The sequence below is a fragment of the Ralstonia sp. VS2407 genome, from assembly GCF_052950655.1.
In genome coordinates, this window is record NZ_JBRFVG010000002.1 from 295,262 (window position 1) to 312,749 (window position 17,488).

A 17,488-nucleotide genomic window follows, 5' to 3' on the forward strand; every position below is an offset into this window, starting at 1 on the left:
TTATTGAGCTTGAACCGGCGAGCGACCCGTGGCCGCGAGCAGCGCGTGATAGGCCTGCAAGGCCGTGGCCTGTGCCTGCGCGACCGACAGTTCGGCGTTCTTGAGCGCGCCTTGGGCGGTGAGCAGGTCGTTGAAATCGGCGTTGTTGCTGGCGTAGTTGGTCATCGTCACGCGATAGGCCGCCAGCGCCTGCGGCAGTTGCCGCTGCTTGTTGAAGTCGAGCTGGGCAAGCGTCTGGCGCAGCGTGTTGTAGGCGGTATCGACGGCCAATAACGTCTGCTGACGCACCGACACGTCATTTGCCTCCGTGGCAATCTGGCTTTCCACGGCCTGGTTCACGCCGTACTTCTCTTTGGTCAGGAACCAGAATGGAATGATCACGTCCAGCTCGATCTGGTAGCTGTTCGGGCGCACGCCATACGGCGGGTTGTCCGTCGTGACGGTGGCGATGACCTGGAAATCGGGCAGGTACGCCTTGCGCGCAAGCGTCACGCTCTTGCGTGCGGCGTCCATCAGGTCGGCAGACGCCTTGATCGACGGATGTTCGCGCAGTGCTTGGTTTTCCAGCTCGGGCAGCGGCTCTTCCGGCAGGTGCACGGACTCGTCGTCGGCTCGCAGCACGAGCGGGAAGCTCGGCTCCTTGCCGATGAGCGTGTTGAGGGTCTGCAGCGTGCTGTCGTACTGGCGTTGCGCGGCAAACAGATCGTTCTGCGCGCTGCTCTGCATGACCTGCGCGTTGAGGAAGTCGGCGTACGCGGCGGCGTTGTTGGCGTAGCGCACGCGCGTGATCTGCTTGACCTGCTCGAGGCGCGTGATTGCCAGCTTCTGTACATCGATCTGTTTCTGCAGCGCGATCGCCTGGTAATACGTGGTGGAAAGCTGCGCATAGAGCTGCAGGTACAGCGCATCGTTTTGCGCGTTCAGCGATTCGGCCTGACGATCGGCAATCTCGGCCGCCAGCGCTTTCTTGCCCGGAAACGGGATCTGCTGCGTCAGGTTGTACTGGCTGCCGCCCGCGCGGTTGACCGCAAGCGGAAACCCCTTGGGGATGCTGTTCCAGATGTAGCCGAGCTGCGAGTTATTGGGCGCGGCAAGTTGCGGGGGGATCGACTTGGCCGACAGGTAGTTATGGCGTGCCTGGATCAACTGCGGGTTGTTGCCCTTCAGTTCTTGCAGAAGCTCGACCAGGTTGAACCCGGCGCCTGTCACGCCCGGCACGGAAGGCTTGATCGGCGGCATGGTCGCCACCGGCATGCTGGCCGCAGCTGGTGCCGATGCCGGCGTGGCTGCCCAGGCAGCGGCAAATGGCAGGCAAGCCACCGCGCACAGCACGGCCCTCACCCGTGGATGGAACGCACCCCGATGTTTCACTGCAGCAGACTCCCCTTGAGACGGGAGCGTTTTTACCGACGCGAACTTTCAAGCGCCTTTCACGACTCGGCAAGCCGTCAGGGCGTGGGAAACGCGCAAAACGCACCTAGCGGCGCCGGTCTGCGACAGTCATATGACAAGACATGGCGGGGTTTCAGTCCGGTGCAAGCGGGCACGGCATCCCGACGCGGGCAGCAAGTGCATCACGCGTGGCCTGCAAGCTGGCGATGCGGACATCGATGGCGGCAAGTTTCTCCCGCAGTAGCGCCGTAACGGCGGCATCGATGTCGGGTTGCTGCCACACCTGCGTCATCCCTTCGCCAATTTCTGCCAGCGTGAAGCCCAGTTGCTGCGCCGTGCGCACGTATTGCACCAGTTCCACGGCCTCGGGCGGGTAAGCACGGTAACCGTTGCTGCGGCGTCGCGCACGGATCAGGCCGCGTGCCTCGTAAAAGCGCAGACCGTCCCGCGAGACGCCGGTGGCGGCGGCCAGGTCGCCGATGGAAAGGTCGCCGGTACGCGCAGTGGAAGCGGAAGCGGGGAGTGCAGCAGACATGGTTGTTTGGAAAGGTAAGACGGCGGAGGGCTTGACCTTGGAGCGTACACCAGGCTTTACCGTGGCGGCTCCTTCACTTCATTCCTGGAGTTTCACCATGGTTTCTGAGTCGACCTTCCTGCGCTTTGTGCGCGCCAGCGGCTGGTATGACCTGATCGTGACTGCACCGTTTGCCACGCCGTGGACGTTTGCCCTATTGCATCAAGCGCTCACCGCATTGGCGCATGCGCTAGGCATCGGCAGCTTGCCGGCATTTGGGCCCGAGCACCTGCTGATGGCCAATCTGATGGGGTCGGTGGTGTGCGTATGGTCGGCGCTGCGTATCCGACAGCCGAGTGTGGCGCTGGGCCGGTACGACGCCGTGGCGCGCGGCCTCTTTGCGGCGTGGCTGGCCTATGCGCTGGCATCGGGTGCCACGCTGCTGGTGTTGCCGTTCCTGATTGTGGAGATCGGCTTCGGCCTGCTGCAATCGGTGCCCGTGGGCCGCTTGCCACGGCGGATTGGCACGCAGGCCGTTTAAGAGCTTGAACGCGTCAGCGCGCGGCCGGCGCGCTGGCCGGTGCCTCGGGCGGCAAGCCGGCGGGGATGAACGGACCGCCGCCCAGCACCTGCATGCGCGAGAGCACGCGCAGCTGGTTGTCGAGCTTGGCCGAGTCAACAAAGCGTTTGACGTCGTCGCCGGCCCGGCGAGCCATTTCGGCGGTATCGACCCAGCCCGTCAGCGTGACCTTGCCGTCCGGGGTGGAGCGGATGCGAATCTGGCGCGTGCTGAGCGCCGTGTCCTGGTCCAGCGCTGCCTTGACTTGGTACGTCAGCAGCGAATCGTCGAGCATGTGCGCGCCGGTGCTATTCGGGCTATCGCCCCACGCGCAGGCAGTCAGAACAGTTGCGGCGGCGATTGCAGCCAACACACCGGCCGAGGCAGCGAAGGACAACTGAGGGAAGCGCATCGATGCTCCTGAAAAGAGGGCGACAAGCCAACATCATAAGCCCGTCGCCTGCGCATTCTGCTTAACGCGTGCGGCGCTCCCATAGGGTCTGCGCCGCCAGCCAACCCGGCCCCACCGTCGCCACGAGCGCAATCAGCACGCCCCACACAAAATGAAACTCGATGGCCGATGCCGACAGATTGGCCCAGTAGGATATTGCCGCCACCACGTTGACGAAGAACAGCCCCGCCGCCGCGAGCCGCGGCACGATGCCGGCCAGCATCAACGAGGGAAAGACCAGTTCGCCAAACGTGCCGAGCGCGGCAGCCAGGGCGGGCGGCAGCAGCGGCACCTTGTATTCCTCGGTGAAGAGCAGCACGGTTGTGTCCCAGTCGTGCAGCTTGGTCAGGCCCGAGCGGAAGAACACGTAGAACAGATATGCCCGCGCGATCAACAGGATGAGCGAGCAGAGCGCGCTTTGCGGCCCGGCGAACCGGTCAAGCGAAGCGCGGATGCGCGTAAGCGGGGCAAAGGTCGTGGCGAGGGTGTTCATGGCGTGTCTCCAGTAGGCGGAGTTGTTGGGCGTGCAGACAGGGCGAGCAGCCCCGAGCGATAGAGGCCAGACAGGCATGCGGTCAAATCAAAATCCGGTCGCGCAGCCAGCGAGGTTTCGAGCGCGGTCTGAAGCGACGGCGTCGCGCCACAAGCTGCGAGGAACGTGGCTGTGGGGGCATCCAGATCGAGCACAGCAACGCGATGCCCGCGTACGGCAATCGCTGCGGCTTCGCCCACACCCAGGTCGATTTCGTTGAGTGAGATGGTTGCGCCGGGCTGGTGTGCGCGCCAGATCGAAACGATGGGCCATGGCGAAGCCACCCACTGCACCCCCTCGGCCAATCCCGCGCGAATGGTGTCCGCAGGCTGCGCGAGCAGCGTGGCGTCCGTTGCTTCAACGTGCGCGTCGGGAGCGTAATGCGCCCAGTGCACGCACCATTCCAGCCGCGCTACGTCAGCCAGATACGGCACGCTGTGCGCCAATGGCGATTGCGCAATGACTTCGGGCAGCGCATTTCCATAGCGATGCAGATTCGGCGATGCAGACGCCTGCACGGCTAGCGTGTCGCGGACCAGCGCGTCAAAGCAGTCGTCACCGACGAGCGCCCGGCAGACGGGATACGTCCCCGCAAGCGCACTACGCAGAATGGCCAGACGCGCGTTGCGGTAGATGGCAATACCGCGCGCTTCTTCGTGGCCTGCAGGGTTGGTCAGTGCGCCAATCAGGTGGGCTTCCCAGTCAGGCAGTCGCATGGCGTGGCTCCTGCATGGGTGCATTGGCGTGGCGATCGAGCGTTGCCTGGGCGCGTGCCGCTTCGTCTAGCAACACGTGCACGGGAGGCAGTTCGGCATCCCATTCGATCAGCGTCGGGCGTGCGCCGTGCTTGGCGATCCATGCGTCGTACAGCGCCCACACGCGTGCATGGACCGGCGCACTGTGCGTGTCGATCAGCATGCCGTCTTCCTCGCTGAAGCCAGCCAGGTGAATCTCGCCGACCAGCAGAGGGTCGATATCGGCGAGTACCGCTTCGACGGTCACGCCATGGTTGACGCTGTTCACGTACAGGTTGTTCAGGTCCAGCAAGATGCCGCAGCCCGTACGCCGGGCGAGGGCGGTCATGAATGTGCCTTCGGAGACGGCCTCGTCGGCGTCGACCAGCGCGCGGCAGTCGATGTACGCGGCAATGTTCTCGATCAGCAGCGGCCGCTTGAGGATGTCCTGTGCACGCATGACGTTGGCGCAGACGACATCCAGCGATTCGCGGGAATAGGGCAGGGGCAGCAGATCGTTGACGACCTGCGCACCGCTGCGGTTGAAGCACAGGTGCTCGGAAATGGCGGCGGGCGCCACGGCATCGGCCAGCGTGGCGATGGCGCGTACGTGTTCGACGTCCAGCCCATCTGCATTGCCAAGCCCCATGCCGACGCCGTGCAGGCTCACCGGCTGGTGCGCTCGGGCGGCCAGCAGCGCCGCGCGGGCGGGGCCGCCATACAGATAGTTCTCGCTGTGCACTTCCACCCAGGGGAAGCGGGCCTCCCCGTGTAGCAGGGCAGGAAAGTGCGGTGCGCGCAGGCCTGCGCCGGCGCAGGTTGGCAGAGCGTTCTGCATGGCGGTCACCCGGCGTCGCGCGTTACTTGGACGGGGCCTGCATCATGCCGCCCATCTGGGCGCAGGTGCCGGCCGGCACGTACTTCCACGAGGTCGGATCCTTGTCGATCTTCGACTGGCCCGCGCAGGCATGCGCACTGCCGGGGCTGGCGCAATCGTTCTGGCCGGCCTTCGCAACGCCGTAGCACTTTTCCTTGCCGGCGGCATCGGCGGCTTGCACCGGTGTCGACAGTGCGCCCAGTGCGAGCAGGCTACCCAGAGCGGCGGCGATCATGGCGTGTTGTTTCATTTGTGTTCTCCTTGAGTGAGCGGGTGTCGTTGAACGGCGGACAGGGTGAAATCCCTTGCCGTACGGTGCACTGCGGCATCGCGCAGATGTGTTCCGTGCACCTTCGTCGGCGCATGGACGCGTTCCTGACACGGAGAACAGAAATTTTTTTATTTCTTTTTTCGGCGCAGCAAGCAGCCATAAAAAAGGCGACCCCGATGGGTCGCCTTCAGGCTGAACAGGAAAGATTTACCTGGCGTGCGCAGCGCGTGTGCGAGCCGCTTTTTTGGCGGCAGCGGATCGGCCGGCCGCACCCTTGGTGGCGGCGCCCTTCTTGGCCGCCGCCGAGCGCTCGCTGCTCGACCGCTTGGAGGCCGCGCTATGCGCCTGCTTTGACAGCGACGACTTGGATGCCGCCGAATGGCCTTCCTTCTTCAGCGTGCGTGTCGTGGTCTTGCTGCGCTTGGCCGTGGATTCCTTGCTCGCGCTGGCGTGGCTGCTTTTCTTGCCGCCCGTCTTGCTGCCGGCCTTGACGTCATGCTCCGCCTTCTTGCGCGTGGCGGCCGACGCCTTGCCTTCCCCCGGCGGCTTGACGGCAACGCCGGAGCGGCGTGCCTTCGATAGGCCGATCGCGATGGCCTGCTTGGTGTTTTTTGCACCGTGCTTGCCTTCGCGGATGTGATCCATCTCTTCCTTCACGAAGTTGCCTGCCTGGGTCGAGGCGGCCTTGCCGTGGCGCTTGTCGGCGCGCGCACGTTCTACGGTTTTGCGTTCCGGCATGATGACGTCCTCCGTTGGGTTGGAGCGCCAGCCGGCAATGCAGTGGATCAACTCACAGAGCAACGAACCGGCAGCGCTGACGCCAACAGACCACGCAACCGGCGTACCTGCACTAACTGCGCGTCAGCCCACGCGGAAATGCTCGATGCTCTGTCCGGCGTTGACGGCGCGTTGCAGCCAGTCTGGCATGTCGCCGGAGCCGTCCCAGTGTTGGCCGTCGGCGCTCATGTAGACGGGACCGATGGGAGCGGCTGGTGCGGGCGGCGGCGGTGGCGCGTCAAAGCAGCCATGTGCCTGCAAATCGTCGACAGACAGGTCGTACGTCTGCATTTGTTCCAGGATCCAGGCGATCGCGGCTTCGCGACCCGGCTCCGGCGGGTGACCTTCCTTCATCTTGTACGTATGTTTGGGGTTTCTGTCCGCTGGCTGCCAAGGGGGAGAGAGGCAGGCGCAGGGCGCGCCGGGCGCCAGCGGAAAACGCACAAGAATAACAGCAGTTGGGCCGCCCATTTGTGTTGCGAATGCGGGGGGCTATTGCGCGTATTGCGTTATTTGGAAACCGGTGATTCGGCCCGTGCCCGCAACCAGCGATACGGCGACCACCCGAGGTTCATGCCCGCCGCCGCCAGCAGGATCGCCCCCGCACCCAGAAACTGCGCCAGTTGAAGCCGATGCCCGAACGCAACGATGTCCACCACGATGGCAACAATCGGATAGATGAACGACAACGACCCGGTCAGATGCGTCGGCAGCCGCTGGATGGCGCCGTAGAGCAGGATGTACATCAACCCCGTATGCACCACGCCCACCGTGACCAGCATCACCCATGTATGTGCATCGGCCGGCGGATGCCCCAGGTTGGCCAGCGGCGCCAGCATCAGCACGCCCACGCACACCTGGATGAGCGCGATCAGATGCGGCGGCGTACCGGCCAGCTTCTTGATCAGAAGCGCGGCCACCGCATAGGCAAACGCCGCGCCCAGCGCCATCGCAATGCCCGTCAGGTAATCGGTTCCCACGCTGGCTGCAGGCCCCACCTGCACAATCAGCACGACGCCGATAAAGGCGATGGCCAGCCAAGTGAGCTTGGCCGCCGTCAGCTTTTCCGACAGAAACAGCGCGCCCAGCCCGACCAGCATGAACGGTTGCGTGTTGTAGACCGCCGTGGCAATCGAGATGGATGCGCGCGGATATGCCGCGAACAGCAGCAGCCAATTGACGACGATCGCCACGCCGCCCAGCGCGGCAATGCCGGCACGCTGCCATGTGATGGCGCCGCGCAGCAGCCCCAGGCCGGCGCACACCCCCAGCAGCGTCAGCGCGCCGAACACGCAGCGCCAGAACACAACGTCGGCCACCGGCTGGCCCGAGCGGACAACGAACCAGCCGATCGTTCCGGAAATGACCATGGCGGTGGTCATCTCCACCGTGCCGCGCGTCTTATCGTTCATGCGAACCACCTTGAGCGTTGAATGCGATAAGGATCGCATGCGGATGGCCTGACTTCCATTGCTTTTCTAAGGCAAAATTGGCATTCTTTCTAATGAAGTAAGGCGAAATGCCAAATTGACGATGGAGGTGCAATGACCATGATTGACGCACTGGATCAACGCATTCTTGACGTCCTGCTGACCGATTCCCGCATCTCGCTCAAGCAGTTGGCCGAACAGGTGGGACTGTCGTCCCCCAGCGTGTCGGAGCGCCTGCGCCGGCTGGAAGAGCGCGGCGTGATCCGGCATTACACCGTCGACATTGACCCCGCCGCGCTCGGCTATACGCTGCAGGCCATCGTGCGCGTGCGGCCCATGCCGGGCAAGCTGCATATCGTGCAGAAGCTGATCGAAGAGATTCCCGAGATTGGCGAATGCGACAAGGTGACGGGCGAGGACTGCTTCATCGCACGGCTGTATGTGCGCTCGATCGATCAGCTCGACCAGATTCTCGATCGCGTGGCGTATCACGCTGAAACCAACACCGCCATCGTCAAGACGCAACCGGTTAAGCGGCGTGCGCCGCCATTTGCACAGGCTGGCTGAGGTGCCGGCGGCTATGCGACAACAGCGGGCTCCTGGATGGCTGCGCGCGCCATGGCTTGCCGCAGATCGGCAATCAGATCTTCCGGCGCCTCCAGCCCGACATTGAGCCGCACCAGGCGGCCGCGATAGTGGCGGTTCGGCCGCGCCAGATCGGGATATGGCATCACCAGGCTGCTCGTGCCGCCCCAGCTCATGCCGATCCGGAACATGCGCAACGCATCAATGAATGCGTTGACTTGTTCGGCCGAGACGCTTTCCTGAAACACCAACGAAAACACGCTCGTTGCGCCGGTAAAGTCGCGCTTCCAGAGTTCATGACCGGGGCATGACGGCAGCGCCGGATGCAGCACGGTGGCAATGCAATCCTGCAGATGCAGCCACCGCGCCACCGCCATGGTGGAAGCCTGCAGACGCTCCAGCCGCAGCCCCAGCGTTTGCAGGCCACGCAGCGCCAGGCTGCAATCGTCGGGCGAGGCGCCCATGCCGAGATCGGCAAACGCGCTGCCCACACGCTCGAACATCGCTTCCGAGTTGACCGAGACCGAGCCGAGCAACAGGTCGCTGTGGCCACCCACGTACTTCGTCAGCGCCTGCATGCTGATATCCACGCCGTGTGCAAAGGCGTCGAAATACACGCCGGCCGTGTACGTGTTATCCAGCGCCACCGGCACGCTGCGCGCATGCGCTGCTGCCACGATGGCCGGCACGTCCTGCACTTCCATCGTGACCGAGCCGGGGCTTTCAGTCCAAACCAGTGCGGTGTTCGAACGGATGAGCCCGGCGATGCCCGCGCCGATGAGCGGGTCGTAGGTTTCGACTTCGATGCCCATGCGTTTGAGCAGGCCGTCGGCCATGCTGCGGTTGGGCCCGTACGCGCTGAACGGCACCAGCGCATGGCTGCCCGCCCCGCAGCAGGCCAGGTAGACGAGCGCGATGGCAGCCTGCCCGCCGGGCACGATAAAGCTGTGGCGGGCGCGCTCCAGTTGCGCAATCCGCGCGCCGAGTTCAATGGCGGTCGGTGTGCCATAGAGGCCGTAGGTATAGCCGTGCTGCGCATGGCGCCAGTCGTCGACGACCTGCGCTGCGTTGTCGAACAGCACGGTTGAACCACGGTAGACCGGGGTTACCAATGACCGAAAACCGCCAGGGGCAAGCGCTTCCGGGTTGACAAGCTGGGATTTCCAATGCATGGGATGGCCTTCTGCGAACACATGGACCACGAAATCCTATGTCACGTCAGCCGAGCAATTTCAGCTATTCTGCCCAGCCAGACGCAAAAATTTCTCGCTCCGCATCCGCTCGCTCCGCATCCGTTATGGCCGCACAGAAGTCGCTCGAACTCGACGCATTCGACATTGCCATCCTCAACACCGTGCAGCGGTGCTACACCACGCCCCTGCGCGTGATCGGAGAGCAGGTCAATCTATCGACCGCCGCCGTGCAACGGCGCATCAAGCGGATGGAGGAAGCGGGCGTCATCGTCGGCAACGTGGCCGTGGTGGACCCGGAGCATGTGGGCAAACCCATCACCGTGATCGTCGAGGTGCATGCCGAGCGTACCAATACCGCGGCAATGGCTGCGCTCAAGAAGGCGCTCTCCGGCCCCGAGGTGCAGCAGTGCTACTACGTGACGGGCGAGGCCGATTTCGTCCTCATCCTCAACGTGGCCACGATGACGGAGTACGAAGCCCTCGCGCGCCGCCTGTTCGACGACAACGACAACATCAAGTGGTACCGCACGGCCGTGGTGCTCAACCGCGTGAAGGTTGGGCTCGAAGTGCCGCTGGGCTAGCGATGCATGCCGTTCAACCGCCTGCGCAATGCGTCAATACGGGGATGAGGCTATAGTGCCCCAGCGCGCCGCCTGATAAGGTTTGCGCGCCATAACACGTACGCTGGCACGACCGGCGTCCTTGAAGGTACCAAAGGAGCTCCTATGCAGAATCCAAGAACAGGCATGCGGTGGATCGCCGCCGCAATCGCCTCGATCAGCATCACGACCGTCGCACACGCGGCATCCGTCGCCCCCGTGGCCGCAGAAAACGGCATGGTCGTTGCGGCGCAGCATCTGGCCAGCAAGGTCGGTGTGGAAGTGCTCAAGCGCGGCGGCAATGCTGTCGACGCAGCAGTTGCCGTGGGTTACGCGCTGGCCGTGGTCTATCCGGCCGCCGGCAACCTGGGTGGCGGTGGTTTCATGACCATTCAACTGGCGGACGGCCGCAAGACCTTCCTCGACTTCCGTGAAGTCGCACCGAAGGGTGCCACGGCCAACATGTACCTCGACAAGGACGGCAACGTCATCAAGGGCGCGTCCACCAAGGGCCACCTGGCCGTGGGTGTGCCGGGCACCGTGTCGGGCATGGAGTACGCGCGCCAGAAGTACGGCACCATGCAACGCGCTGCACTGATCGCGCCGGCCATTGCGCTGGCCGACAAGGGCTTCGTCCTCGACCAGGGCGACGTCGACATGCTGCACACCTCCACCAAGGACTTCCAGGAAGACGCTGCATCGGGCGCGATCTTCCTGAACAAGGGGCAGCCGTTCCAGGTGGGCGAGAAGCTTGTCCAGCATGACTTGGCCAAGACGCTGCGCGAGATCAGCAACAAGGGCACCGACGGCTTCTACAAGGGCTGGGTTGGGCAGGCCATTGCTGCATCGAGCAAGGCCGGTGGTGGCCTGATCACGCAAGAAGATCTGGTCAGCTACAAAACGCGCGAGCTGGCACCGGTCGAGTGCGACTACCGTGGCTATCACGTGGTGTCGGCACCGCCCCCGAGCTCGGGCGGCGTGATCATCTGCGAAATGCTGAACATCCTGGAAGGCTATCCACTCAAGGAGCTGGGCTGGCATTCCGCGCAGGCCACGCACTACCAGATCGAAGCCATGCGCCACGCCTATGTGGACCGCAACAGCTACCTGGGCGACCCGGACTTCGTGAAGAACCCGCTGGACCGCCTGCTGAGCAAGGACTACGCAGCCAAGATCCGTGCTGTGATCGACCCGAAGAAGGCTGGCGTGTCGAAGGACATCAAGCCGGGCGTCGAGCCGCATGAAGGCAGCAACACGACGCACTACTCGATTGCCGACAAGTACGGCAACGCGGTGTCGGTCACGTACACACTCAACGACTGGTTTGGTGCGAAGGTGACGGCCGCCAAGACGGGCGTGGTCCTGAATGATGAAATGGACGACTTCACGGCCAAGGTCGGCGTGCCGAACCTGTACGGCCTGGTGCAGGGCGAGGCCAACTCGATCGCCCCGGGCAAGCGTCCGCTGTCGTCGATGAGCCCGACCATCGTTACCAAGGATGGCAAGCCTGTCATGGTGGTGGGTACGCCCGGCGGCAGCCGCATCATCACCGCCGTCATGCTGACCATGATCAACGCGATCGACTACGGCATGAACGTGCAGGAAGCTGTCGACATGCCGCGCTTCCATCAGCAATGGCTGCCGGACGTGACCAACGTCGAGCCGTATGCGCTGTCGGAAGATACGCGCAAGATCCTGACGTCGATGGGCCACAACCTGGGGGCGCCGCAGCCGGCCAACCACCTGGCGGCGATCATCGTCGGGGCGCCGTCGCTGGGTGGCAAGCCGGTCGGTAACAACCGCTTCTATGGCGCGAATGATCCGCGTCGCAATACGGGGTTGGCAGCCGGTTACTGATTGGCATTGCCGCACCGTAGTACGAAAAGAAAGCCCGCCGAAACTTGGCGGGCTTTTTCTTTGCAACGCCTTCCGGGTCAGGTCGCGGCAGCAGTCAACACCGGCAGATTGCCCTCGCCAAACCCGTGGTGCCCGCGTCGCTGCACGATCTCGAAGAATATCTCGCCTGGATGGCGCTTGATGAAGGTTTGCAGGAACAGTTTCGGCACACCGTCGACGATCTCGCCGTCGACCAGGATGCCGTATCGGCGCAAGGCTTCCAGGTCCAACCCGTGGCCGGGCAGGCGCGCGTCGACAGTGTCGTAGTAGTGCGCCGGGGGCTCGACGAAGGTGAGGCCGTTGGCGGCCAGCGCGCTTGCTGTGCGCAGGATGTCGTCGGTGGCCAGCGCGATGTGCTGCACACCTTCGCCGGGGTGGTCGGGCAGGTAGGCGTGCATGAGGTGTGCGCGGTGCGTGCCTTCTTCATAGAGCGGAATCCGGATCGTGCCGCACGACGACACCATCACGCGCGAATCTGCCGCGACGTGCCAGTTAGCGTGCAGCTCGTGGATCTCGCGAAAGCCGAGCTGGTTGCGGTAGAAATCGATCCAATCCTGCAGGCGGCCGGGGCCGACGGTTTGCGTCAGGTGGTCGACGCGTGCCAGCCCCACGCCGGCGTGGTGCCAGTCCTCATGCGCGGTCGCTGTGTCCAGCGGCCGGAAGTCGATGTCGTAGATGGAGATGTCGCCCAGGCCGCCCCGGGCACCGTGCTTGCCGCGCCAGCGGTCGACAAAATACAGGTGCGTATCGCCCACGCCCTGGATGGCCGGGATCACCAGTTCGCTTGGGCCGATCGGCTCGGCTTCGGCCGGCCATGCGCCCAGTTCAACGGCACGATCGTAGGCGTGCTGCGCATCGTCGACGCGGATGCCGATGGCGCAGATGCCCACGCCATATTCCTCGGCCCAGCGGTGCGCGAAGGAATCGGCTTCGGCGTTGACGAGGAAGTTCATGTCGCCTTGCCGATACAGCGTGACGTCCTTGCTCACATGCCGCGCGATGGCCTTGAAGCCCAGCGATGCGAACACCTGGCCGAGCGCTGCCGGCGCTTGCGTGGCGAACTCGATGAACTCCAAGCCGGCGGTCTTGAAAGGCAGGTCGGCGTTGCGGCTCATGGTCAAACTCCTGTGGCTGAAGCAAAGAATGCGGACACCGCATTGTGTACCACCGGCGTGGCAATGCGCATCCCCAGCCGTTGCTATGCGGCAGCCCTTTGTGGATCCGGCTGGCTCTGTAGCTTCGGTAGCCACAGGAAAGCGATGGACGCCAGTACGGCGCCGGCAAGCATCATCGGCACCACCATGGGCCAGGCACCCAGGCTGTGCGATCTGTCGTCAAAGGCGGCCGCGGTCTGGCCCAGGCAGAAGGCCGCCAGCATCATGATGAAGCCGGACCATGACACCGCGCGCCCTGCAAGATGCGGCAGCTCGCCCACCGCGCCCGCCTGGCCGCAAGGCTGGTGGATACCGTGGCCCATGCAATAGATGCCGTGCCCCAGCAGCAGCGGCCACGCTTGCCCGGGAAGCAGCCAGCAGCCCAATCCCTGGATGCAGGCGCCTAGCAGGCTGAGCGTTGCGCCTTGCTGCACCGTCCGCACGAGGCTCTGGCGGCGCAGCAGGCGCCGGCAGCCGGTCGTGCTCACGATATAGACGAGCGAGCCGCCGGCCGGTATCCAGCCATACAGCTCGGGGGACAGGCCGAGGTATGCGATGTAGACCATCGGCGAGAGCAGCAGGAAGCAGAAGATGCCGGCGTAGGTGGTGGCTGCCAGCAACCCCCAGACGCGAAAGTCCGCACTGGCGAAGATCTCGCGCACGCTGCCCGCCTGGGCGTGCGTTTCTTGTCGGGTTTCGGAAAAGCCATACCAGCACATCGCCCACAGCACGATTGCATAGAAGCTCATGCCCGCCAGCACCCAGCGCCAGCCTGCGTGTTGCGCGACAAAGGCACCGAGAATCGGTGCCATCAACGCTACGAAACCCAGCCCCGTGAGGCCACGCGCCATGACGTGCGGACCATCGCGTGCCGGGTGCAGGTCGCGTACCGCAGCGCGTGCGCACACCAGGATGGAGGCCATCGAGAAACCTTGCAGGGCCCGTGCGGCGGTCAGCATGGAAGCGGTTATTGCCAGGGCGCCAGCCAGTGCAGCCACGGCATAGCACGCGAGCCCGATCAGCAGCACCTGGCGGCGGCCAAAGCGATCGGCCAGGCTGCCCATCGGCAGTTGACCAATGCCAAAGGCCAGCGCGAAGACCGTGAGGCTCGTGCTGGCCGATCCCAGCGTCTGGGCAATGGCAGGCAGGGCGGGGAGGTAACTGTCGGTTGCAACCGGCTGTGCCGACAGCAAGAGCGGCAGAAGCAGGGCAAAACTCAGAGGGCGACGCGTCATCAGCTCAGTATGCAATGGCAGCGCTGCGCCGCAGTTCATCTGCGGTGGCCGTGCCGAAGCCGAAGAACTCCAGGTACGCGGGAATCATCTCGAACAGCATGTCGGTGCCGACCTGGACATCACAGCCCTTGTCGAGCGCCGCGCGCAGCAGCGGCGTGTACTCGGATTTCATCACTACCTCGCCGACAAAGCAGCTCGGTGCGATGCGTGCCACGTCGAAGGGCAGCGGATCGTTTTCCTTCATGCCCACCGGCGTGGCGTTGACGACCACATCGAAGCCGTCCGGATCATTCGACCCGGTGCGCACCACCAGCGCGGGGTAGTGCTCGCGCAGACGTCGGCCCAGCGATTCAGCCGATTCTGCGCGCGTGTCGTACAGGGCCAGCTCGCCCACCCCCGCAGCCGCCAGCGACGCGGCAATCGCCGAGCCGACACCGCCGGCCCCCGACAGCAGCACGCGCGCCCCTTCCAGTTTGCGCCCCTTGCGCAGCACGCCGCGCACGAACCCGGCACCGTCGAACTGGTCGCCCAGCAACGTGCCGTCATCGCGCTTGAGCACGGCATTGCAGGCGCCTGCGATGCGCACGGCCGGCGTAACTTCATCGACCAGTTCCACCGTGGTGACCTTGTGCGGCATGGTGATGAGGGCGCCACGCAGGTTGGTGAAGCGGCAGATCGAGTGGAAGCTCTGCGCATAATCCTCTGCCTTCACCCCCATGGGCACCACAACGGCGTCGATGCCTTTTTGCTCGAACCAGGGGTTGTAGATCATCGGCGACTTGAAGGTCTCGGTCGGGTAGCCGATGTGGGCGATGAGGGTGGTTTTTCCAGAAATCATGGTTCAGGCGTGCGTATTTCAGGCGACCAAGGCTCCGGCCCGCTGGCGGGCATATTCGGCCTTGTCGACGGGTTGGGCGGCTGGCTGGCCCAGGTCGTCCATATGGATGCGATACGTCTCGCGTGCGGTCATGGCGGCCACGGCGGCAATCACGGTTACGCCAAAGGCAATCGCGCCCACGGTCAGCCAGATGTTGGTGGCTCCCGGCGGCGCCACGGCGGTGAAGAGGGCCGGCAGCATGGCCGTGATAGCCGTGCCGACGTTCTGCGAAATTGCCATGGCGGACACACGGGTGCGCGTCGGGAACAACTCCGGATAGAAGCTCGGGAACACCGCGTTGTAGCCTTGGTAGACCACGCCCCACATCAGAATCGAGATGACGAAGGCCAGCGGCACGTTCTTGATGCTGATGGCGTACAGGTAGGCAAACGCGAGCAGGCCAGCGAGCAGCGAACCGATCACGATTGGCGGCTTGCGGCCGATGCGGTCGGACAGGTCGCCAACATACGGAATGACCAGCACGGCAACGATGTTGCCCACCACCGGAATCCACAGGTAGATGTCTTTGGCGAAGCCGATGCCGTACGCCGGCTGCACGGCATAGGCCGCGCCGAAGATGGTCGCCACCACCGGAATCACGTTCATCAGCGCCATGCAGACCACGCGCAACATGTCGGGCGTGCTGTATTTGAAGGCGTCGATCACGGGGGAGCGGGGGCGACCTTGCTGCTGTTGCTCAGCGGTAAACGCGGGGGTTTCGTGCACTTCGCGGCGGATGACATAGCCGGCGATGATGACGACGAAGCTCAGCACGAACGGAATGCGCCAGCCCCACGAGTTGAACTGTTCTGCGGGCATGTAGTGTGCCAGCGGCAGGAATACGGCCGCGGCCAGGATCTGCCCGGCCTGCACGCCTTGCAGCGTGAAACTTGCAAAGAACCCGCGCCGGCCAAACGGTGCGTGCTCCAGAATCATCGAGCTGGCACCCGAAATTTCACCGGCCACGGCAAACCCCTGGATCAGCCGCATGATGACCAGCAGTGTCGGCGCCCACAGGCCAACCTGGTCGTACGTGGGCAGCAGGCCCACGGCAATGGTCGAAAAACCCATCAGGAACATGCACCAGAGCAGCACGTTCTTGCGCCCGTGCGTGTCGCCCATGTGGCCGAGCACGAACGCGCCGATCGGTCGCGCGATATAGCCCACGCCGTACGTCGCCAGCGAGGCGATGATGGCCGTCTTCGGATCGCCCTTGGGGAAGAAGATCTGCGGAAAGATCAGCGCCGCTGCGGTGGCGTAGATGAAGAAGTCGTAGTACTCGAGCGCCGAGCCGATCCAGCCGCTGGCGGCGGCTTTCTTCGACTGGTGCTTGCCCAGGGGTTCATGGGCAGGGGCTGCGGTCATGGTTGTCTCCGGTTTTATCTGTGCGGCCTATCGGGCGATTCGTTCGATGAAGGGCCGTCTGTACACGCAACGCAGCGTAGTCCGCCGCCGGGGCGGGGCACAAGCGATGGCCGAGTGAATTCGTTCGATAATCGCACAATATGGTGCGAATAACGTACGACTCAAGGGTTTTTCCGAGTCCGTAGGTGTTTCAAAGAACAGGGCTTGGCGGGCCGGAAATCCGCCGCGACCTAAAGCACACGCATGATCGACAGCGCAGTGTCCTGAAGCACCTGCAACACGCGCTGCAAGGCGTGCTCGGTAGTTTCTTCACCGACTTGCATGTTCACGCTCAGCGCGGCAATCACGTTGCCATGCCGATCGCGCAATGGCACCGCCACACCACGCACGCCAATCTGCAATTGCTGTTCGACCACGGCGTAGTCCTGCCGGCCGGCCTTGCGGATTTCATCGAACAGGCGGTCCCGCTGCAGGATCGTGTAAGGCGTGTAGGGCGTCAGCACACAGGTTTCCAGCCACGCCTTGACCTTCTGCTCGGGTTGCGCCGCCAGCATCATCACGCCGGCCGAGGCAAGCGGCGCCGGCACGCGCGCACCGAGCACGAATCCCGTGCTCATGACTCGGCTTGTGCTGGTGCGCGAAATGAAAACGAGCTCCCAATCGTCCAGCACGCTGAGGTATGCCACCTCGCCCACGGCGGCGGTCACCTGTTGCAGGAAGGGCTGCACCGTGCGCGGCAAGCGCGCCGAATCGAAGTAGGACCAGCCCACCTTCAGCACGCGCGGCGTCAGGCTGAACAGCGTGCCTTCGCTGGTGAGGTAGCCCAGGTGTTCGAGCGTGAGCAGGTAGCGGCGCGCGGCCGTGCGGGTCAGGCCCGTCAGTTCAGCGGCCTGGGTGGGCGTCAGCCGCGGGTGCTCGTGGTCGAAGGCTTCCAGGATGGCTAGCCCTTTTTCCAGCCCGGCGATCCAGTCGCGCCGGTTCAGCGGTTCCTTCGTCATGGCGATAACCCTAAAAACGAGCGATATGTGCGCACGATTGTACGATCAT

The 17,488-nt window shown here is 64.1% G+C and carries 20 protein-coding genes; 4 read left to right on the forward strand and 16 right to left on the reverse strand.

Features of this window, described 5'->3' with window-relative positions; genetic code table 11:
- Both ACU8YE_RS04470 and ACU8YE_RS04475 read right to left on the reverse strand, forming a co-directional pair.
- Positions 1-1,371 carry a TolC family protein gene (locus tag ACU8YE_RS04470; RefSeq protein WP_446928174.1) on the reverse strand — a complete coding sequence of 457 codons (1,371 nt, stop codon included), beginning with the start codon at positions 1,369-1,371 and terminating at the stop codon, positions 1-3.
- Between the two features lie 154 nt (positions 1,372-1,525).
- A complete protein-coding gene (locus ACU8YE_RS04475) occupies positions 1,526-1,927 on the reverse strand; it encodes a MerR family transcriptional regulator (protein WP_446928175.1) in 402 nt (133 codons plus the stop codon).
- A gap of 97 nt (positions 1,928-2,024) precedes the next feature.
- Here ACU8YE_RS04475 and ACU8YE_RS04480 point away from each other — a divergent pair, with 97 nt between their 5' ends.
- Entirely contained in the window at positions 2,025-2,447 is a 423-nt protein-coding gene (locus ACU8YE_RS04480) for a hypothetical protein (RefSeq protein ID WP_446928176.1), read from the forward strand.
- Positions 2,448-2,460: 13 nt separating this feature from the next.
- On the opposite strand, the gene ACU8YE_RS04485 is transcribed toward ACU8YE_RS04480, so the two are convergent.
- The 8 genes from ACU8YE_RS04485 to ACU8YE_RS04520 form a co-directional block, all read right to left on the reverse strand.
- Positions 2,461-2,877 (reverse strand): BON domain-containing protein, encoded by a 417-nt coding sequence (locus tag ACU8YE_RS04485; protein WP_260801625.1) that lies wholly within the window; start codon positions 2,875-2,877, stop codon positions 2,461-2,463.
- A gap of 61 nt (positions 2,878-2,938) precedes the next feature.
- A complete protein-coding gene (locus ACU8YE_RS04490) occupies positions 2,939-3,409 on the reverse strand; it encodes a DoxX family protein (protein WP_322018846.1) in 471 nt (156 codons plus the stop codon).
- Positions 3,406-4,164, reverse strand: a complete 759-nt coding sequence (locus ACU8YE_RS04495) for an HvfC/BufC family peptide modification chaperone (RefSeq protein ID WP_446928177.1) — start codon at positions 4,162-4,164, stop codon at positions 3,406-3,408. The genes ACU8YE_RS04490 and ACU8YE_RS04495 overlap by 4 nt, the downstream gene beginning before the upstream one ends.
- The gene (bufB, locus tag ACU8YE_RS04500) at positions 4,151-5,020 is read right to left on the reverse strand and encodes an MNIO family bufferin maturase (RefSeq protein ID WP_446928178.1); all 870 of its coding nucleotides are present in this window, start codon (positions 5,018-5,020) and stop codon (positions 4,151-4,153) included. Before bufB ends, ACU8YE_RS04495 begins: the two co-directional genes overlap by 14 nt.
- Positions 5,021-5,042: 22 nt before the next feature.
- Positions 5,043-5,309 carry a BufA1 family periplasmic bufferin-type metallophore gene (locus ACU8YE_RS04505; RefSeq protein ID WP_260801628.1) on the reverse strand — a complete coding sequence of 89 codons (267 nt, stop codon included), beginning with the start codon at positions 5,307-5,309 and terminating at the stop codon, positions 5,043-5,045.
- Positions 5,310-5,537: 228 nt separating this feature from the next.
- A complete protein-coding gene (locus ACU8YE_RS04510; RefSeq protein ID WP_027679009.1) occupies positions 5,538-6,068 on the reverse strand; it encodes a hypothetical protein in 531 nt (176 codons plus the stop codon).
- A 123-nt stretch (positions 6,069-6,191) separates the two neighbouring features.
- A complete protein-coding gene (locus tag ACU8YE_RS04515; RefSeq protein WP_232039663.1) occupies positions 6,192-6,461 on the reverse strand; it encodes an H-NS family nucleoid-associated regulatory protein in 270 nt (89 codons plus the stop codon).
- 155 nt (positions 6,462-6,616) lie between these two features.
- Positions 6,617-7,519, reverse strand: coding sequence for a DMT family transporter (locus ACU8YE_RS04520; RefSeq protein ID WP_446928179.1), 903 nt, complete (start codon positions 7,517-7,519; stop codon positions 6,617-6,619).
- Positions 7,520-7,651: 132 nt separating this feature from the next.
- Here ACU8YE_RS04520 and ACU8YE_RS04525 point away from each other — a divergent pair, with 132 nt between their 5' ends.
- Complete coding sequence (locus tag ACU8YE_RS04525) at positions 7,652-8,104, forward strand: winged helix-turn-helix transcriptional regulator (RefSeq protein WP_433867962.1); 453 nt, start codon at positions 7,652-7,654, stop codon at positions 8,102-8,104.
- A gap of 11 nt (positions 8,105-8,115) precedes the next feature.
- Here ACU8YE_RS04525 and ACU8YE_RS04530 read toward each other — a convergent pair whose 3' ends face one another.
- Positions 8,116-9,294, reverse strand: coding sequence for a cystathionine beta-lyase (locus tag ACU8YE_RS04530; protein WP_446928180.1), 1,179 nt, complete (start codon positions 9,292-9,294; stop codon positions 8,116-8,118).
- A gap of 125 nt (positions 9,295-9,419) precedes the next feature.
- Here ACU8YE_RS04530 and ACU8YE_RS04535 point away from each other — a divergent pair, with 125 nt between their 5' ends.
- Together ACU8YE_RS04535 and ggt are read left to right on the forward strand one after the other, a co-directional pair.
- Positions 9,420-9,896, forward strand: coding sequence for an Lrp/AsnC family transcriptional regulator (locus tag ACU8YE_RS04535; RefSeq protein WP_232039659.1), 477 nt, complete (start codon positions 9,420-9,422; stop codon positions 9,894-9,896).
- Between the two features lie 144 nt (positions 9,897-10,040).
- Positions 10,041-11,771, forward strand: a complete 1,731-nt coding sequence (gene ggt, locus ACU8YE_RS04540) for a gamma-glutamyltransferase (RefSeq protein ID WP_446928181.1) — start codon at positions 10,041-10,043, stop codon at positions 11,769-11,771.
- Between the two features lie 77 nt (positions 11,772-11,848).
- Here the strand turns inward: ggt and ACU8YE_RS04545 are convergent, their stop codons facing one another.
- From ACU8YE_RS04545 to ACU8YE_RS04565, 5 genes are all read right to left on the reverse strand, one after another.
- Positions 11,849-12,925, reverse strand: coding sequence for a 4-hydroxyphenylpyruvate dioxygenase family protein (locus tag ACU8YE_RS04545; RefSeq protein ID WP_316870901.1), 1,077 nt, complete (start codon positions 12,923-12,925; stop codon positions 11,849-11,851).
- An 83-nt stretch (positions 12,926-13,008) separates the two neighbouring features.
- Positions 13,009-14,199: an MFS transporter gene (locus ACU8YE_RS04550; protein WP_446928182.1), complete on the reverse strand. Its 1,191-nt coding sequence runs from the start codon at positions 14,197-14,199 to the stop codon at positions 13,009-13,011.
- A gap of 4 nt (positions 14,200-14,203) precedes the next feature.
- On the reverse strand, positions 14,204-15,037 hold the full coding sequence (locus ACU8YE_RS04555) for a shikimate dehydrogenase family protein (RefSeq protein ID WP_260801633.1): 834 nt from the start codon (positions 15,035-15,037) through the stop codon (positions 14,204-14,206).
- 18 nt (positions 15,038-15,055) lie between these two features.
- A complete protein-coding gene (locus ACU8YE_RS04560; protein ID WP_232039654.1) occupies positions 15,056-16,441 on the reverse strand; it encodes an MFS transporter in 1,386 nt (461 codons plus the stop codon).
- Positions 16,442-16,671: 230 nt separating this feature from the next.
- Positions 16,672-17,439, reverse strand: coding sequence for an IclR family transcriptional regulator domain-containing protein (locus tag ACU8YE_RS04565; RefSeq protein ID WP_009240699.1), 768 nt, complete (start codon positions 17,437-17,439; stop codon positions 16,672-16,674).
- Positions 17,440-17,488: the final 49 nt, after the last annotated feature.

What these genes read in the sequence shown, in the direction of transcription:
- ACU8YE_RS04505 (WP_260801628.1), bottom strand. Translation starts at nt 5,309, where the DNA reads ATGAAACAACACGCCATGATCGCCGCCGCTCTGGGTAGCCTGCTCGCA.
- ACU8YE_RS04565 (WP_009240699.1), bottom strand. Translation starts at nt 17,439, where the DNA reads ATGACGAAGGAACCGCTGAACCGGCGCGACTGGATCGCCGGGCTGGAA.
- ACU8YE_RS04530 (WP_446928180.1), bottom strand. Translation starts at nt 9,294, where the DNA reads ATGCATTGGAAATCCCAGCTTGTCAACCCGGAAGCGCTTGCCCCTGGC.
- ACU8YE_RS04545 (WP_316870901.1), bottom strand. Translation starts at nt 12,925, where the DNA reads ATGAGCCGCAACGCCGACCTGCCTTTCAAGACCGCCGGCTTGGAGTTC.
- bufB (WP_446928178.1), bottom strand. Translation starts at nt 5,020, where the DNA reads ATGCAGAACGCTCTGCCAACCTGCGCCGGCGCAGGCCTGCGCGCACCG.
- ACU8YE_RS04525 (WP_433867962.1), top strand. Translation starts at nt 7,652, where the DNA reads ATGACCATGATTGACGCACTGGATCAACGCATTCTTGACGTCCTGCTG.
- ggt (WP_446928181.1), top strand. Translation starts at nt 10,041, where the DNA reads ATGCAGAATCCAAGAACAGGCATGCGGTGGATCGCCGCCGCAATCGCC.
- ACU8YE_RS04485 (WP_260801625.1), bottom strand. Translation starts at nt 2,877, where the DNA reads ATGCGCTTCCCTCAGTTGTCCTTCGCTGCCTCGGCCGGTGTGTTGGCT.
- ACU8YE_RS04490 (WP_322018846.1), bottom strand. Translation starts at nt 3,409, where the DNA reads ATGAACACCCTCGCCACGACCTTTGCCCCGCTTACGCGCATCCGCGCT.
- ACU8YE_RS04495 (WP_446928177.1), bottom strand. Translation starts at nt 4,164, where the DNA reads ATGCGACTGCCTGACTGGGAAGCCCACCTGATTGGCGCACTGACCAAC.
- ACU8YE_RS04550 (WP_446928182.1), bottom strand. Translation starts at nt 14,199, where the DNA reads ATGACGCGTCGCCCTCTGAGTTTTGCCCTGCTTCTGCCGCTCTTGCTG.
- ACU8YE_RS04480 (WP_446928176.1), top strand. Translation starts at nt 2,025, where the DNA reads ATGGTTTCTGAGTCGACCTTCCTGCGCTTTGTGCGCGCCAGCGGCTGG.
- ACU8YE_RS04560 (WP_232039654.1), bottom strand. Translation starts at nt 16,441, where the DNA reads ATGACCGCAGCCCCTGCCCATGAACCCCTGGGCAAGCACCAGTCGAAG.
- ACU8YE_RS04515 (WP_232039663.1), bottom strand. Translation starts at nt 6,461, where the DNA reads ATGAAGGAAGGTCACCCGCCGGAGCCGGGTCGCGAAGCCGCGATCGCC.
- ACU8YE_RS04555 (WP_260801633.1), bottom strand. Translation starts at nt 15,037, where the DNA reads ATGATTTCTGGAAAAACCACCCTCATCGCCCACATCGGCTACCCGACC.
- ACU8YE_RS04475 (WP_446928175.1), bottom strand. Translation starts at nt 1,927, where the DNA reads ATGTCTGCTGCACTCCCCGCTTCCGCTTCCACTGCGCGTACCGGCGAC.
- ACU8YE_RS04510 (WP_027679009.1), bottom strand. Translation starts at nt 6,068, where the DNA reads ATGCCGGAACGCAAAACCGTAGAACGTGCGCGCGCCGACAAGCGCCAC.
- ACU8YE_RS04520 (WP_446928179.1), bottom strand. Translation starts at nt 7,519, where the DNA reads ATGAACGATAAGACGCGCGGCACGGTGGAGATGACCACCGCCATGGTC.
- ACU8YE_RS04535 (WP_232039659.1), top strand. Translation starts at nt 9,420, where the DNA reads ATGGCCGCACAGAAGTCGCTCGAACTCGACGCATTCGACATTGCCATC.